Source organism: Lutimaribacter saemankumensis, assembly GCF_900100005.1.
GTDB classification, from domain to species: Bacteria; Pseudomonadota; Alphaproteobacteria; order Rhodobacterales; family Rhodobacteraceae; genus Lutimaribacter; species Lutimaribacter saemankumensis.
The window spans coordinates 276082-289449 of record NZ_FNEB01000002.1 but is presented as its reverse complement, the minus strand read 5'-3'; the positions used below and the strand labels follow the sequence as shown (position 1 = coordinate 289449).

Sequence of the window (13368 nt, the reverse complement as noted above, 5' to 3'; positions counted from 1 at the left end):
TCAGAACAGCCCTTCGGGCGGGTCTGCGACGATGCGGCCGGCCTCGAGATCGACGGTGGGCACGACCTCGCGCGTGAAGGGCAGCAGGACCGTGGACTTCAGGCCGGGACCGTGAATTTCCAGCAGATCGCCCGCGCCGTGATCGTGCACGGCCTTGACGCGGCCCAGTTGGGTGCCGCCGGTATCAAAGACCGGCAGGCCGATCAGGTCGGCATGATAGAACTCGTCGTCGGGCAGCGCGGGCAGACGGTCGCGCGGCACGAAAAGGCGCACGCCACGCAGCGCATCGGCCTGTTCCTTGGTGGATATCCCCGAAAGGCGCACGGCAAGGCCGTTCTTGATCACGCGCTCGACGATCACGTCGAATTCCATGGCGCCGTCCTCGGTTTCGAGAGGCGCATATTGCGCGATATCTTCGGGAATGGAGGTAAAGCTTTTCAGCCGCACCTCGCCCTTCACGCCAAAGGCGCCCGCGATGGCACCGACGCAGATCCGTTCGGACATCCTGCCTCCCTGACGCAGAGGGGTTGGTTTGGGTCAGAAAACACCGATCACGCAGGTCTTGGCAAGCGGGTCGGGTTGGCGGCGGCCCCGCGAAAGGGGCCGCCACGCGCGCAGACGGGGATTACTCCTCGGCTGCGGCCTCTTCTGCGGGCGCTTCTGCCGGGGCTTCGTTGGCCTCGGCTGCCTTGGCGGCCTTTTCCTCGGCGCGTTCCTGGGCTTTCTTGCCCGGCTTCGCCTTGTTGGGGTTGTTGCGCTCTTTCTTGTCCAGAACGCCGGCAGCTTCGAGCATGCGGCTTACGCGGTCGGTCGGCGTGGCGCCCTGGCCCAGCCAGTACTGAACGCGCTCCATGTCCATCTTGACGCGCTCTTCGCTGTCTTTGGGCAGAAGCGGGTTGTAGGTGCCCAGCTTTTCGATGAAGCGGCCGTCGCGCGGCATGCGCGAGTCGGCGGCAACGATGCGGTAGAAGGGGCGTTTCTTCGAGCCACCACGGGCCAGACGGATTTTCATTGCCATTGTGTTTCTCCTTTGAATGGCGGTGTTCGGCGGGGTGAACCCCGCCCTACGATTGGTGTTGTCTGTGGTGCTGAATGACTTCAGCGATGATGAAGTTCAGAAACTTCTTGGCGAATTCAGGATCGAGATCAGCCTGCTTTGCCAGGTCTTCGAGCCGTTCGATCTGCTGCGCCTCGCGCGCGGGATCGGACGGGGGAAGGTCGTGCTGCGCCTTGAGCTTGCCCACGGCCTGCGTGTGCTTGAAGCGTTCGCCCAGCGTGTAGACAAGGATTGCGTCCAGCCGGTCGATGCTGGCGCGGTGCCCCTTGAGCAGTTCGGCGGCGCGCTGTGTGGTGTCGTCAGTCAATGGCGAACCCTTTCGGTTTGAAAAGCGGATCGGCGTAATTGGCGATTTCCATCTCGATCCCGTGCGCCAGTTGCGTGCCGCGCAGTTGCGCGGGCGTCGGATGGCGATAGACCGCGTCGTTGCCGTCGATCGTGGCGGCCTCGGGGTCTTTCTTGGCGCCCAGGCGCTCGGCCAGGCGGATCGAGTCGAGGTTTTTCGGATCGATATAGCTGACTGCCGTTTCCCAGCCCTGTTCCTCGTAGAGATAGCGGCGCACGCGATGCGTCGCCTCGAGCGCATAGCCGTGCCCGGCCACGTCCGGCCAGATGATCCATGCGATTTCGCGTTCCGGCCATTTTGCCGGGAACCAGCCACCAGCCATGCCCAGGGTCTTGTCGGTTGCCCGGTCGTGGATCATCCACATGCCGTAGCCGCGGATGTGCCAGTGGCCGATCTCGGCGGCATAGAGCATCCAGGCTTCGTATGCGTTGAGCGGACCACCCATGAAACGCGACCGGTAGGACGAAAAAGTCGCCTTGAAATCGGGGTAGTCCTGCGGCTCGGGGCCGCGCAGGACAAGGCGCTTGGTGGTGAGGGTGGGAATGTTCTGGGTGGCCATGGCTCAGGCGGCCTCCTCTTGCGGGTGCCGGTAAACGTGGCACTGGTGACCGAGCAGAACGCTTTCGCGTTCGAAGCTGGCACCCAGCCGGCGGGCGAGCGCGATCGAGCGGGTGTTCTGCGGCACGATATAAGAGATCACGCCGTTCAGGCCGAAATGGCGCGCGCCGTGGGTGCGGGCCGCGCGGGCAGCGGCCTGCGCGATGCCGCGGCCTTCGAACCCGTCCCAGACCTGCCAGCCGAGTTCCGGTTCTTCCCAGCCTTCGCGGTTGATGAAGCCGCAGCCGCCGACCGGCTGTCCGGTTTGCTTGTCTTCGATATACCAATAGCCGTAGCCGCGCAGCGCCCAGTGGCCCAGGATGCGGGCGATGATGCCCCAGCATTCCGCGCGGCTGGCGGGGCCGCCGACGAAATGGCTGCGTTCGCCCGACATGAAGGCGGTCAGCGCGTCCAAGTCGTCCTCGCGCGGGGCGCGCAGGATCACCGGTCCGGCATCGACCGTGGGGATATCGAAGGCGTACTGCGTCATGCGTAGGCCTCGACGCTGCCATCGCTGTCCAGCGCATCGGGGCCGGGATGCCGGTAGAGCAGCTCGGCGCCCATGTAGACATTGGTGTATTCGCGTTCGAACCAGGCACCCAGCCGTTCGGCCAGCGCGATCGAACGGGTGTTGCCCGGCACGATGTTCGAACAAAGCGTTGTCATGCCCAGATCGTCATAGGCCCACTGGCGCGCACGGGCCGCCGCCTCGTAGGCGATGCCGCGGCCTTCGAAGCCGTCGAAGACGACCCAGCCAATTTCCGGCTCGGGCCAGCCATCGGGGTTCCAGATGCCGGTGATGCCGGCAGGCTGGCCCGAGGCCTTGTCCTCGATCGTGAAGTAGCCGTAGCCGTGGAAATGCCAGTGACCCACCGACAGCATGCACCAGCGCCATGCGTCGTGGCGGTTGCCATAGCCCCCGAACCCGGCCGCGCGCACCGGATCGGTCAGGAACGTGATCATCGGTTCGATGTCGCGTTTCTCGTGACTGCGCAGGATCAGGTTCTGCGTTTCAAGAGTGGGGGCAGGGGTCATCGGCATGGGATTACTTTTTCTTGCCCAGTCCGCTCAGCCCGCCGGGAAGCTGCATGCCGCCGGGACCGCCCAGGCCGCCCATGCCGCCGGGCAGCTTGCCACCCATCGCCTTTGCGGCCTCTTCCATCGCCTTGGGGTCGTTCATGTCGGGCATGCCGCCCTTGCCGAACATGCCGCGCATGGCCTGTTTCAGCATGCCGCCCTTGCCCATCTTGCCCATTTTCTTCATCACGTCGGACATCTGGCGCTGCATCTTGAGCAGCTTGTTGAGGTCGGAAACCTCCATCCCGGCGCCTGCCGCGATCCGTTTCTTGCGGCTGGCCTGCAGGATCTGGGGATTGGCGCGCTCTTTTTTCGTCATCGAGTTGATCAGCGCGACCTGCTGGCGGATCACCTTGTCGTCGAAACCGGCCTCTTGCACCTGCTTGGCCATCTTTCCCATGCCGGGCATCATGGACATGATGGATTCCATCCCGCCCATCTTCATCATCTGTTCAAGCTGCATCTTCAGGTCGTTCATGTTGAACTGACCCTTCTTGAACCGGCGCATCATGCGCTCGGCCTGTTCGGCCTCGATGGTTTCCTGCGCCTTTTCGACCAGGCTGACGATATCGCCCATGCCGAGGATACGGCCGGCGATGCGCTCGGGCTCGAAGGTTTCGAGCGCGTCCATCTTTTCGCCCAGGCCGACAAAGCGGATGGGCTTGCCCGTCACGGCGCGCATCGACAGCGCCGCACCGCCGCGTCCGTCGCCGTCCATCCGGGTCAGCACGACACCGGAAATGCCGATCTTTCGGTCGAACTCTTCGGCGACTTCGACAGCGACCTGGCCGGTCAGGCCATCGACGACCAGCAGGGTCTCGCGCGGCTTGACGACGTCGCGGACATCCTCGACCTCCTGCATCAGCACTTCGTCGATCTGCAGACGGCCGGCGGTGTCCAGCATGTAGACGTCATAGCCGCCCATCGTCGCCTGCTGCTTGGCGCGTTTCGCGATATCGACAGGTTTCTGGCCCGGCACGATCGGCAGGGTATCGACGCCGATCTGCGCGCCAAGGACGGCAAGCTGATCCATGGCCGCCGGGCGGTAGACGTCGAGCGAGGCCATGAGAACCCGCTTGCCCTCTTTCTCTTTCAGGCGCTTGGCCAGCTTGGCGGTGGTGGTCGTCTTGCCGCCACCCTGCAGGCCCACCATCAGGACGGGCGCGGGCGGGTTGTCGATCTTGAGCTTGCCGGGGTCTTCTTCGCCGGTCAGGGTATCGACCAGCGCGTCATGCACGATCTTGACGACCTGCTGGCCGGGCGTGACCGAACGCGTCACCGCCTGGCCGGTGGCCTGATCCTGCACTTTCTTGACGAACTCGCGCGCGACCGGCAACGACACATCGGCCTCGAGCAGGGCGACACGCACCTCGCGCAGGGCGGTTTTGACGTCGTCTTCGGACAGCGCACCCTGCTTGGTCAGGCGGTCGAATACACCGGACAGGCGTTCGGACAGATTTTCAAACATGCTGTCGGCTCCTTTTCGGCCGTTGTTCCGTTCCCTGCCCAGATGGGGGCGCGCGCGTCATTTCCAAACCCCTGGACCGCGAAACGAGAAGCGCCCCCGTGGGCGCAACGCGCTGACGGGGGGCGATCCTTGCCTTTTGGCCAAGGACCGGAAGAACACAGGCCTTCCGGGATGTTGCCCGCGTTTAGGCCGCGCGCCGCGCCGAGTCAACCCATGCCGTCCCCCTACAGGCCTTGCGGTGGCGCCATCGGCCTTGCGGACCGGGCGGGCCTGCGACATCATGCGGGCGGTATCGTTTTCGGCCATTTGATCGGTGCATCTTTCCAGAAGGGAGCAAAGGGTCTGGCCTGTCCCTCCCGTTGCGTGCCGGCATTCCGGGCTGCCGGCATAAACCGGCTGAACGCCAATTGGGGTGATACGCAGATGACCGACGGGCAACCACACGCGGCAGGCCGCCCTGCGAAGGCAACGCTTGACGAACTGGAAGAGCTCCTTGGCCCCGACATTCTTCGGATGCAGTTCGAGAAGCTGTCCGGGCAACTCAGCGACTTTCTCAGGGACGCGCGGACGCTGGAGCCTGCGGAACTGGAGAAGGAATCCCACAATGTCGCCGGTGCCGCCGACGTGCTGGGCCTGACCGCCATCGGCATGCAGCTGCGCGATTGCCAGTCCGCCGCCAAGGGCGGCGATTTGGCCCGCGCCCACGCGGCGCTTGACGCCCTCGTGCCCATGCAAAAAGCGTTCGAGGATTTCGTGGCGGGATACTGAGCGTGCGCTCTGGCAATTCGCCGCCGCGCCAAGCATAGTCGCCCTGCGTCGGCTATCGGAGGGTCGCATGGACAACTGGGACGAAATTCGCACCGCCTATCAGGTGGCGCGGCTCGGCACGGTCAGCGGGGCCGCGGACGTGCTTGGCGTGCACCATGCCACGGTGATCCGCCATATCGACGCGCTCGAAGGGCGGTTGGGAATCAAGCTGTTCCAACGTCACGCGCGCGGATACACCCCTACCGAAGCCGGCGAAGACCTGTTGCGCGTGGCGCAGGCCACCGACGAACAGTTCCAGCAGCTTGCAGGCCGCATCAAGGGACGCGGCAACGACATGACGGGCGAGTTGGTGATTACCTCGCTTGCCGGGCTTGCGCCGCTTTTGTCGCCGGCTCTGACCGCGTTTCAGCAGGAACATCCAGACTTGATTCTGCGCTACCTGACCGGGGACCGCCTGTTCCGCCTGGAATACGGCGAGGCGCATGTCGCCATCCGCGCCGGCGCCGCGCCGGAAGAGCCCGACAATGTCGTGCAACCCTTCTTTCAGCAGGCCTATGGGCTTTATGCCGTCAAATCCTATGCCGACCGGATGGGCCTGCCCGATGGCCCCGACGATTTCGCGGGCCATGCCTTTGTCGGCCCGGATGATCCTTCGATGCGCGCCCCTTTCAACAAGTGGCTGCGCCAGACAGTCGACGAAGATTCGATCCGGTTCCGCAGCAGCGAATCCCGCGCGCTGGAGCTTGCCGTGCTGGAAGGCGCCGGAATCGGGTTCCTGCCGCTATGGGAGGCCGCAAGGCACGACGACCTTCTGGAGGTGATGCCGCCGCTTGACGATTGGGTGGTTCAGATGTGGCTGGTGACCCATGTCGACCTGCATCGCACGGTCAAGGTGCAGACCCTTCTGACGCATCTGAAGGAAAAGGCCCGCGCGTGGGGCGGCGAGGGTCTCCACGCATGAGCGAGGCCGCCCGCGGCCACCTGGCCATGCTGTTGTTCTCGGCGCTTGTCGCCGGCTCTTTTTCCCTGGGCGTTCTGGTGGCGAACGACATCGCGCCGACCGCGCTCAATGCGTTGCGCTTCGCGCTGGCCGCGGTGATCGTCGGCACGGCCGCGGTTGTCACCCATGGCATCCCGCGCAGCGCCTTTCGTGCACCGTGGCGCTACCTGGTGCTGGGTGGGATTTTCGCCGCGTATTTCGTGCTGATGTTCGAAGGTTTGAAAACCGCGCCCGCGGTGTCGGCCTCGGCCGTGTTCACGCTGACGCCGATCATCGCGGCGATCGCGGGCTGGTTCCTTTTGCGCCAGGTCACGACCCCGCGCATGGCGCTGGCGCTTGTGATCGGCGCCGCCGGGGCGCTGTGGGTCATCTTTCGTGCGGACATGGATCTGCTCATGCAATTCCATGTCGGCCGGGGCGAAATGATCTATTTCGCGGGCTGCGTGGCGCACGCGGTCTATACCCCGCTGGTGCGTCTTCTGAACCGTGGCGAACCCGCGGTCGTCTTTACCCTTGGCATGCTGCTGGCCGGCGGTCTGCTGGTCGGGGTGGTCGGGTGGCAGGACATACGCGCAACCGACTGGATGGCGCTGCCGCCGCTGGTCTGGGTGGCGCTGGCCTACCTGGCGGTGTTCGCGTCATCCGCTACTTTCGTGCTGCTGCAATACGCGACGCTGCGCCTGCCCTCGGCCAAGGTGATGGCCTATACCTATCTGACGCCCACATGGGTGGTGGTGTGGGAATTCATGCTGGGCCACGGCACCCCGCCCACCATCCTGCTGGGCGGCGTTGGGTTGAGTGTGATCGCGCTGCTGCTGCTGCTGCTCAGGGATGACGGCTAACCGGCGTCCGGCCCGAATTCGCGCTCCAGGAACGCCTCGAACGCATCGAGGTTGATTGCCTCGAACTGCCCGAAGGACTGCATCCAGATCGACGCTTCGCGCAGGGCATCGGGCTCCAGCTTGCACCATTTCACCCGCCCGCGTTTTTCCTGCGTGATCAGCCCGGCATTGGCCAGGATCGTCAGGTGCTTGGAAATCGCGGCCAGGCTCATCTCGAACGGGTCGGCCACGTCGGTGACAGCCATGTCATCCTCGAGCAGCATCGACAGGATCGCGCGCCGCGTCGGGTCGGCCAGGGCGGCGAATACGGTGTCGAGATCCTGTTTCATCAGCTTTGCTATCGCGTGGGTCCGGGCAATCGTCAACCGTTTGGTTGAATATGGGTTTTGGACGCTGTTGGCGCAAACGGCCGTGCAGCCTGATCTTACCCGTGATCTGATCGCGAAATAAAATGAAATAAATACAATCACTTATATGCGCCGCACAGAGGCGCGGCAGGCGCTTGACTCATTGCGTGCCGCACCGTAGCAAAGCGCCAAGCTTTCCATAGGGGGTTTCACCTTTGGACGATCCCGAAAAGCAAAGGCAGCTGGCCGAGCTTGAGGCGAAGATCGAGGCGGCGAAAGCCGCCCGCCAGCCGAAACCGCATATGGAAGAGCATTATTCCCAGGCGCAGCTTGCCTGGCGGATGGTGATCGAACTTGTGGCCGGTCTGGGGATCGGTTTTGGCATCGGATACGGGCTGGACAGCCTGCTTGGCACACTGCCGATATTCATGGTGCTGTTTACATTTCTGGGGCTTGCCGCCGGGGTTCAGACGATGATCCGGTCGGCGCGCGAAATCCAGGCGGACGAAATCGAGGCCCGCAAGGCCGAGGACGAGAAAGAGGATTGAACATGGCGACCGAAGCGCATGGTTCCGAAGAGGGCGGTCTGGTTTTCCACCCGATGGATCAGTTCATCGTCAAGCCGCTGTTTGGCGACGGTCCTGTCAGCTTTTTCACCATCACCAATGTGACGCTCTGGATGGCTGTCGCTATCGTGGCCGTGGTCGTTCTGATGGTGCTTGGCACGTCGCGCCGCGCGGTCATCCCCTCGCGCACCCAGTCAGTTGCGGAACTCGCCTACGGGTTCATCTACAAGATGGTGGAAGACGTGGCCGGCAAGGATGCCGTGGGCTTCTTCCCCTATATCATGACGCTGTTCATGTTCATCGTGTTCGCCAACTTCCTTGGCCTGATCCCGATGAGCTTTACCACGACGTCGCATTTTGCTGTCACCGTGGTGCTGGCGCTGCTGGTCTTCGTGACCGTGACCATCGTCGGTTTCGTCAAGAACGGCGCCAAGTTCCTGGGCCTGTTCTGGGTCAGTTCGGCGCCGCTGGCGCTGCGCCCGATCCTGGCAGTCATCGAACTGATCTCGTACTTCGTGCGCCCGGTCAGCCACTCCATTCGTCTTGCCGGCAATGTCATGGCGGGCCACGCGGTGATCAAGGTGTTCGCGGGCTTTGCCGCCATCGCCGTGGTCAGCCCCGTGTCGGTCGTCGCCATCACCGCGATGTACGGGCTCGAGGTTCTGGTGGCCTTCATCCAGGCCTACGTCTTTACCATCCTGACATGCGTGTATCTGAAAGACGCACTGCATCCGTCGCACTAATACCCCGGTGCGCCCGAGCGGCGCACCGCTGAACAACCCTGAATACCAACTTCCAAATCGTAAGGAGACATACCCATGGAAGGTCAACTGGCACATATCGGCGCAGGCCTGGCAGCAATCGGTTCGGGCGCAGCCGCAATCGGTGTGGGCAACGTGGCGGGCAACTTTCTTGCCGGCGCACTGCGCAACCCTTCGGCAGCCGCGTCGCAGACCGCGACCCTCTTCATCGGCATCGCCTTCGCAGAAGCCCTGGGCATCTTCTCGTTCCTGGTCGCTCTGCTGCTGATGTTCGCCGTCTAAGCCTTACGGAACCTGATCCTTACGGCCGGGCAGTCACCGACAAGAACGCGTGACTGCCCGGTGTAAACGGAAAGTTCCCCAAGGAGGACGATATGGCGACCGAAACGCAAGCCGCTGACGCAGCACACGGGGCATCCGCACCCGGCATGCCGCAGCTCGATTTCTCGAACTGGGGCCACCAGATTTTCTGGCTTCTGGTCACGCTGGTCGTGATCTATTTCGTCCTGTCGCGCATCGCGCTGCCGCGCATCGCGGCCGTTCTGGCCGAGCGTCAGGGGACCATTACCAACGACATCGCCGCGGCCGAAGATCTCAAGGCCAAGGCAGTCGAGGCCGAAGAGGCCTATAACAAGGCTCTCGCAGATGCCCGTGCCGAGGCACAGCGCATCATCGCCGAGGCCAAGGCAGAGATTCAGGCCGATCTCGACGCCGCAACCGCCAAGGCGGATGCAGAGATCGCCGCAAAGACCGCCGAAAGCGAAAAGCGTATCTCCGAGATTCGCGCCGGCGCCATGCAAAGCGTCGAAGAGGTGGCACGCGATACCGCCGCCGAAATCGTCGCAGCAATGGGTGGCAAGGCCGACGCCAAGACCGTGGCCGCTGCTGTCGCAGAACGGATGAAAGGGTAAGACCATGCGCAAGATTGCCATTCTCGCTGCCCTGATCCCCGCAAGCCCGGCATTCGCCGCAAGCGGGCCGTTCTTCTCGCTCGGGAATACCGACTTCGTCGTGACGCTCGGCTTCCTGCTGTTCATCGCGGTGCTGTTCTATTTCAAGGTGCCGTCGCTTCTGGGCGGCATGCTGGATAAGCGGGCCGACGGCATCAAGTCCGAGCTGGACGAGGCGCGCGCCCTGCGCGAAGAGGCCCAGACCATCCTGGCTTCGTATGAGCGCAAGCAAAAAGAAGTCCAGGAACAGGCCGAGCGTATCATCGCCCATGCCAAGCAAGAGGCCGAACTGGCCGCCGATCAGGCCAAGGCCGATCTGCAGAAGTCGATCGAACGCCGCCTGAACGCGGCCGAGGAACAGATCGCTTCGGCAGAAGCCAACGCCGTCAAGGAAGTGCGCAACACCGCCGTCAAGGTCGCCGTCAGCGCAGCCAAGGGCGTGATCGCAAAGCAGATGACCGCCACCGACGGCAACAAGCTGATTGATGCCGCCATTTCGGAAGTCGGTGAGAAACTGCACTGACACCCGCCGGCATCAACCGGACATGACAAAGCCCGCGTCTGGCAACAGCGCGGGCTTTTTCTTTTGCGGCAGCTTCGGCGGGCCTTAGCGGGCCTGTTCGTGCTGCAGCCGCAGACGCGCGATCTTTTCGTTCTTGTCGGCCCTGTGCTGATCCTGCAGGGCCCGTTCGACATAGGACAGGTGCGCTTCGACCGCTTCGCGCGCGGCGACCGGGTCGCGCGCCTGAAGCGCGGTGTTGATGGCGCGGTGCTGATCCAGCAGCATGTCGCGCGTGGTGCGTTGCTTGAACATGGTCTGGCGGTTATAGAACACGCCCCGCTGCAAAAGCTGGTACATCGACCGCATCATGTGCAGCATGATCACGTTGTTGCTGGCCTCGATGATGGCCAGGTGGAAATCGGCATCCAGACGCGCCTCGTCGGTCGGGTCGCGTTTCTGGTGTGCGGCCTCCATCTTGTCGAAAATCGTCTGCAAAACCTTTAGGTCGGTATCCGACGCGTAGCGCGCGGCGCGCGCCGCCGCCAACCCTTCCATGTCCCGGCGGAACGAAACATAGTCGAAAACCGCCTCGTCATGATCCGCGAACAAGGAAACCAGCGCGTCCGAAAACGCGCTGCCCAGAACATCGGCAACATAGATGCCCGCGCCGGGGCGTGCGCTCAGCAGTCCCTTGTCCTGCAACTCTGCGATCGCCTCGCGCAGCGAGGGGCGCGACACGCCCAGCCGCTCGGACAGTTCGCGTTCCGAAGGCAGACGTTCGCCTGGCCGCAAAATGCCCCGCAGGATCAGTTTTTCGATCTGGCGGGTCACCGCGGTGGACAGCTTTTCGGGCTGGACGGGTTCAAAGGGCATACTGATCTCGCGACAAGGAATTGGTCAGATGATATGACCGCACCTGCGGTCGGGCAAGCCTTAGCCGGAAAACAGCATGGCCACGATCCACGGAGCGAGGATCGCGGTCAGCAACGCGTTCAGCCCCATGCCGATCCCGGCGAACGCGCCTGCGGTTTCGTTGACCTGAAACGCCCGCGCCGTGCCGATGCCATGCGCCGCCACGCCCACGGCGAACCCGCGCGCGCGCCAGTCCCGGATGCGCATCAGGTTCATCAGGGGCGTCACCAGCACCGCGCCGATGATGCCGGTCAGGATCACCAGCGCCGCCGTCAGCGTCGGCAGGCCGCCCAGTTGCTCGGAAATGCCGATGGCCACGGGCGCGGTCGTCGATTTGGGCGCCAGCGACAACAGGGCCGGGCCCTCGACCCCAAGCGCCTGCGCGATCCACAGCGCCGACAGGATCGCCACGACCGACCCTGCGACAAGCGCCCCCAGCATCGGTATCAGGGTCGCCTTAACATGCGACAGGTTCGACCAGAGCGGCAGCGCCAGCGCAACAGTTGCCGGGCCCAGCATGAAGTGTACGAACTGTGCGCCCTCGAAATACGTGGTGTAGGGCGTGCCTGTGGACCACAGCACCAGCGAAAGCAGGATCATCGCGACCAGCACCGGGTTAACGACCGGGTTCCGCCCGGATTTACGGAACGCGGCATCCCCCGCGACATAGGCGATCAGCGTGGCGGTCAGCCAAAGCAGCGGCTCTCGGCTGAGATAGGACCAGATGGCGGGAAGATCAGTCATGGCCGGCCTCGGAACCCGTCAGACGCGCCAACCCCACGAACACGAGCGCCCCCGCAATCAGCGCCAGCACGGTCGAGCCGACCAGCGCAGCCAGCAACGCCGGCGCCGCCGATCCCAGCGTCGATATATGGGCGACCACCCCGACACCTGCGGGCACGAACAAAAGCGACAGGTGCGACAAAAGCCCCTGTGCCGTTGGCAGCAGGCGCTTGCCAAAGGACGGCACCGCGATGCAGGCCAGCAAGAGCAGCGCAAGCCCCAGCACCGGTCCGGGCAAGGGCAGGCCCGCGCCGCGTGTGATGACCTCTCCGGCCAACTGGAAGGAAAGAAACACGGCTAGGTTTGCGATCATCTGGTGCCTCATGTCTTGGTGCCGTCACTCTAGACGCTCAGCCCGGGCTGTCCACGGGGATGAAAAGACGCGCACGCACCAATCATTGCGAATGTTAACTGGCCATTAACCAGTTGCCCTTCAGATCGCCCCATGCGCTATGTCTTATTGCCTTTCCTTCTCGTTGCCGCCTGCAACACCGCCAGCCCCGGATTTCGCGGCGTCGCGCCCGTCCGGGTGACTGTCGCGCCATCGGTTTTCGATGTCCGGGTCAAGGACGGCCAGGCCGAGGCGATCAGGATCAATGCGGAATATGCGCCGCGCATGGGGCCAATTGCGCCGCGCGCGGCCATCGCCATCGAACAGGTCAGCGGGTGCAAGGTCCGCAGGTTGGGCGGCGATCAGGCGATGATACGGGCGTCGCTGAACTGCGGGGGCAGGAACACGGCGCCGCCCCCTGTCCCGCCGTCCTACAGTTGCGCGGTGCTGACACGGCCGGCCAGTGGCGGCGCGGGCGCAAGCATTCGCGAAATCATCTGCGATCCGGTCTAGCCCAGGAATTTTTCCATAAAGACGCTGCTGCTGTTTGCCTCGTAATCGCCGAAAGGCCCGCAGGTGGTGAACCCGGCCGCACGGTAAAGCTTGACCGCAGCCAGCAGCCTGTCCCCGGTTTCCAGCCGCAGCCAATCCAGCCCACGTTCGCGCGCCACGCCTTCGACATGCGCCAGCAGGGTCTGTGCCAACCCCTGTCCGCGCGCATCGGGATCGACGAATAGCGCCTTCACTTCGCCATAGCCGTCCATTTCGGCCATTGCGATCGTGCCGGTCACCGCGTCCGTTTCATCGCGCGCGACGAAGAAGTGGATGCCGTCCGCAGCCAGCTCTTCCGGCGCGAGGTAGTGGTTCTCTTCCGCGTCGAACAGCTCTTCCATCAGCGCGGCACTCGCCGCAAGCAATGCGCGCGGCGCAGGGGCGGTCGGGTCGGTGGCTTCGATTCTGGGCATGGGATCTCTGGCGGTTGTTGCCGGCGAACGGTGCCGCACGCCCGCGCCGGGGTCAAGGCGGCGCGACGCGCAATGATCCACAAGTCCCCGCAATAT

At 63.9% G+C, this 13368-nt stretch carries 21 protein-coding genes; 9 read left to right on the top strand and 12 right to left on the bottom strand.

All coding sequences use genetic code 11. The features are described 5' to 3' along the window. The 7 genes from rimM to ffh all read right to left on the bottom strand — a co-directional run bounded on the left by rimM (position 1) and on the right by ffh (position 4545). Positions 1-504, bottom strand: coding sequence for a ribosome maturation factor RimM (gene rimM / locus BLT50_RS06080; protein WP_090027622.1), 504 nt, complete (start codon positions 502-504; stop codon positions 1-3). 121 nt (positions 505-625) lie between these two features. Continuing rightward, positions 626-1018, bottom strand: a complete 393-nt coding sequence (gene rpsP / locus BLT50_RS06075) for a 30S ribosomal protein S16 (RefSeq protein ID WP_090027619.1) — start codon at positions 1016-1018, stop codon at positions 626-628. 46 nt (positions 1019-1064) lie between these two features. Beyond that, on the bottom strand, positions 1065-1364 hold the full coding sequence (locus BLT50_RS06070; protein ID WP_090027617.1) for a chorismate mutase: 300 nt from the start codon (positions 1362-1364) through the stop codon (positions 1065-1067). Further along, positions 1357-1962, bottom strand: coding sequence for a GNAT family N-acetyltransferase (locus BLT50_RS06065; protein WP_090027614.1), 606 nt, complete (start codon positions 1960-1962; stop codon positions 1357-1359). The genes BLT50_RS06070 and BLT50_RS06065 overlap by 8 nt, the downstream gene beginning before the upstream one ends. A gap of 3 nt (positions 1963-1965) precedes the next feature. Continuing rightward, positions 1966-2490, bottom strand: coding sequence for a GNAT family N-acetyltransferase (locus BLT50_RS06060; RefSeq protein ID WP_090027611.1), 525 nt, complete (start codon positions 2488-2490; stop codon positions 1966-1968). Beyond that, the gene (locus BLT50_RS06055) at positions 2487-3041 is read right to left on the bottom strand and encodes a GNAT family N-acetyltransferase (protein WP_090027609.1); all 555 of its coding nucleotides are present in this window, start codon (positions 3039-3041) and stop codon (positions 2487-2489) included. Before BLT50_RS06055 ends, BLT50_RS06060 begins: the two co-directional genes overlap by 4 nt. A gap of 4 nt (positions 3042-3045) precedes the next feature. Further along, entirely contained in the window at positions 3046-4545 is a 1500-nt protein-coding gene (gene ffh, locus BLT50_RS06050) for a signal recognition particle protein (RefSeq protein ID WP_090027607.1), read from the bottom strand. A gap of 423 nt (positions 4546-4968) precedes the next feature. Here ffh and BLT50_RS18980 point away from each other — a divergent pair, with 423 nt between their 5' ends. The 3 genes from BLT50_RS18980 to BLT50_RS06035 all read left to right on the top strand — a co-directional run bounded on the left by BLT50_RS18980 (position 4969) and on the right by BLT50_RS06035 (position 7155). Continuing rightward, the gene (locus BLT50_RS18980) at positions 4969-5313 is read left to right on the top strand and encodes a hypothetical protein (protein ID WP_139170477.1); all 345 of its coding nucleotides are present in this window, start codon (positions 4969-4971) and stop codon (positions 5311-5313) included. Between the two features lie 67 nt (positions 5314-5380). Further along, positions 5381-6274, top strand: a complete 894-nt coding sequence (locus BLT50_RS06040) for a LysR family transcriptional regulator (protein ID WP_090027601.1) — start codon at positions 5381-5383, stop codon at positions 6272-6274. Next, entirely contained in the window at positions 6271-7155 is an 885-nt protein-coding gene (locus BLT50_RS06035; protein ID WP_090027598.1) for a DMT family transporter, read from the top strand. The genes BLT50_RS06040 and BLT50_RS06035 overlap by 4 nt, the downstream gene beginning before the upstream one ends. On the opposite strand, the gene BLT50_RS06030 is transcribed toward BLT50_RS06035, so the two are convergent. Beyond that, complete coding sequence (locus tag BLT50_RS06030) at positions 7152-7484, bottom strand: ArsR/SmtB family transcription factor (protein WP_090027595.1); 333 nt, start codon at positions 7482-7484, stop codon at positions 7152-7154. The genes BLT50_RS06035 and BLT50_RS06030 overlap by 4 nt on opposite strands. A gap of 233 nt (positions 7485-7717) precedes the next feature. Between BLT50_RS06030 and BLT50_RS06025 the strand changes: the two genes are divergently transcribed. From BLT50_RS06025 to BLT50_RS06005, 5 genes are all read left to right on the top strand, one after another. Then, the gene (locus tag BLT50_RS06025) at positions 7718-8050 is read left to right on the top strand and encodes an AtpZ/AtpI family protein (RefSeq protein ID WP_090027593.1); all 333 of its coding nucleotides are present in this window, start codon (positions 7718-7720) and stop codon (positions 8048-8050) included. 2 nt (positions 8051-8052) lie between these two features. Continuing rightward, positions 8053-8811 carry a F0F1 ATP synthase subunit A gene (locus BLT50_RS06020; protein ID WP_090027591.1) on the top strand — a complete coding sequence of 253 codons (759 nt, stop codon included), beginning with the start codon at positions 8053-8055 and terminating at the stop codon, positions 8809-8811. A gap of 75 nt (positions 8812-8886) precedes the next feature. After that, entirely contained in the window at positions 8887-9111 is a 225-nt protein-coding gene (locus BLT50_RS06015; protein WP_090027589.1) for a F0F1 ATP synthase subunit C, read from the top strand. Between the two features lie 92 nt (positions 9112-9203). Beyond that, a complete protein-coding gene (locus BLT50_RS06010; RefSeq protein ID WP_090027587.1) occupies positions 9204-9740 on the top strand; it encodes a F0F1 ATP synthase subunit B' in 537 nt (178 codons plus the stop codon). Positions 9741-9744: 4 nt separating this feature from the next. After that, a complete protein-coding gene (locus tag BLT50_RS06005) occupies positions 9745-10302 on the top strand; it encodes a F0F1 ATP synthase subunit B (protein ID WP_090027584.1) in 558 nt (185 codons plus the stop codon). An 84-nt stretch (positions 10303-10386) separates the two neighbouring features. On the opposite strand, the gene BLT50_RS06000 is transcribed toward BLT50_RS06005, so the two are convergent. From BLT50_RS06000 to BLT50_RS05990, 3 genes are read right to left on the bottom strand one after another with little or no spacing between them, the layout of a single operon-like run. After that, a complete protein-coding gene (locus tag BLT50_RS06000; protein WP_090027581.1) occupies positions 10387-11154 on the bottom strand; it encodes a FadR/GntR family transcriptional regulator in 768 nt (255 codons plus the stop codon). A gap of 60 nt (positions 11155-11214) precedes the next feature. Then, on the bottom strand, positions 11215-11937 hold the full coding sequence (locus BLT50_RS05995; protein WP_090027578.1) for an LrgB family protein: 723 nt from the start codon (positions 11935-11937) through the stop codon (positions 11215-11217). Beyond that, complete coding sequence (locus tag BLT50_RS05990) at positions 11930-12289, bottom strand: CidA/LrgA family protein (protein WP_090027575.1); 360 nt, start codon at positions 12287-12289, stop codon at positions 11930-11932. The genes BLT50_RS05995 and BLT50_RS05990 overlap by 8 nt, the downstream gene beginning before the upstream one ends. A gap of 132 nt (positions 12290-12421) precedes the next feature. Between BLT50_RS05990 and BLT50_RS05985 the strand changes: the two genes are divergently transcribed. Continuing rightward, positions 12422-12820, top strand: a complete 399-nt coding sequence (locus tag BLT50_RS05985; RefSeq protein WP_175491407.1) for a hypothetical protein — start codon at positions 12422-12424, stop codon at positions 12818-12820. On the opposite strand, the gene BLT50_RS05980 is transcribed toward BLT50_RS05985, so the two are convergent. Then, positions 12817-13272: a GNAT family N-acetyltransferase gene (locus BLT50_RS05980; RefSeq protein WP_090027954.1), complete on the bottom strand. Its 456-nt coding sequence runs from the start codon at positions 13270-13272 to the stop codon at positions 12817-12819. The two genes, BLT50_RS05985 and BLT50_RS05980, sit on opposite strands and share 4 nt — an antisense overlap. Positions 13273-13368: the final 96 nt, after the last annotated feature.

Bases quoted from the DNA above. Each gene is read 5' to 3' on its own strand.
- BLT50_RS06030 (WP_090027595.1), bottom strand. From the start codon at position 7,484: ATGAAACAGGATCTCGACACCGTATTCGCCGCCCTGGCCGACCCGACG.
- rimM (WP_090027622.1), bottom strand. From the start codon at position 504: ATGTCCGAACGGATCTGCGTCGGTGCCATCGCGGGCGCCTTTGGCGTG.
- BLT50_RS06020 (WP_090027591.1), top strand. From the start codon at position 8,053: ATGGCGACCGAAGCGCATGGTTCCGAAGAGGGCGGTCTGGTTTTCCAC.
- BLT50_RS06005 (WP_090027584.1), top strand. From the start codon at position 9,745: ATGCGCAAGATTGCCATTCTCGCTGCCCTGATCCCCGCAAGCCCGGCA.
- BLT50_RS06010 (WP_090027587.1), top strand. From the start codon at position 9,204: ATGGCGACCGAAACGCAAGCCGCTGACGCAGCACACGGGGCATCCGCA.
- BLT50_RS18980 (WP_139170477.1), top strand. From the start codon at position 4,969: ATGACCGACGGGCAACCACACGCGGCAGGCCGCCCTGCGAAGGCAACG.
- BLT50_RS06055 (WP_090027609.1), bottom strand. From the start codon at position 3,041: ATGCCGATGACCCCTGCCCCCACTCTTGAAACGCAGAACCTGATCCTG.
- BLT50_RS05980 (WP_090027954.1), bottom strand. From the start codon at position 13,272: ATGCCCAGAATCGAAGCCACCGACCCGACCGCCCCTGCGCCGCGCGCA.
- rpsP (WP_090027619.1), bottom strand. From the start codon at position 1,018: ATGGCAATGAAAATCCGTCTGGCCCGTGGTGGCTCGAAGAAACGCCCC.
- BLT50_RS06000 (WP_090027581.1), bottom strand. From the start codon at position 11,154: ATGCCCTTTGAACCCGTCCAGCCCGAAAAGCTGTCCACCGCGGTGACC.
- BLT50_RS06060 (WP_090027611.1), bottom strand. From the start codon at position 2,490: ATGACGCAGTACGCCTTCGATATCCCCACGGTCGATGCCGGACCGGTG.
- BLT50_RS06065 (WP_090027614.1), bottom strand. From the start codon at position 1,962: ATGGCCACCCAGAACATTCCCACCCTCACCACCAAGCGCCTTGTCCTG.
- BLT50_RS06035 (WP_090027598.1), top strand. From the start codon at position 6,271: ATGAGCGAGGCCGCCCGCGGCCACCTGGCCATGCTGTTGTTCTCGGCG.
- BLT50_RS06015 (WP_090027589.1), top strand. From the start codon at position 8,887: ATGGAAGGTCAACTGGCACATATCGGCGCAGGCCTGGCAGCAATCGGT.
- BLT50_RS06040 (WP_090027601.1), top strand. From the start codon at position 5,381: ATGGACAACTGGGACGAAATTCGCACCGCCTATCAGGTGGCGCGGCTC.
- ffh (WP_090027607.1), bottom strand. From the start codon at position 4,545: ATGTTTGAAAATCTGTCCGAACGCCTGTCCGGTGTATTCGACCGCCTG.
- BLT50_RS05995 (WP_090027578.1), bottom strand. From the start codon at position 11,937: ATGACTGATCTTCCCGCCATCTGGTCCTATCTCAGCCGAGAGCCGCTG.
- BLT50_RS05985 (WP_175491407.1), top strand. From the start codon at position 12,422: ATGCGCTATGTCTTATTGCCTTTCCTTCTCGTTGCCGCCTGCAACACC.
- BLT50_RS05990 (WP_090027575.1), bottom strand. From the start codon at position 12,289: ATGATCGCAAACCTAGCCGTGTTTCTTTCCTTCCAGTTGGCCGGAGAG.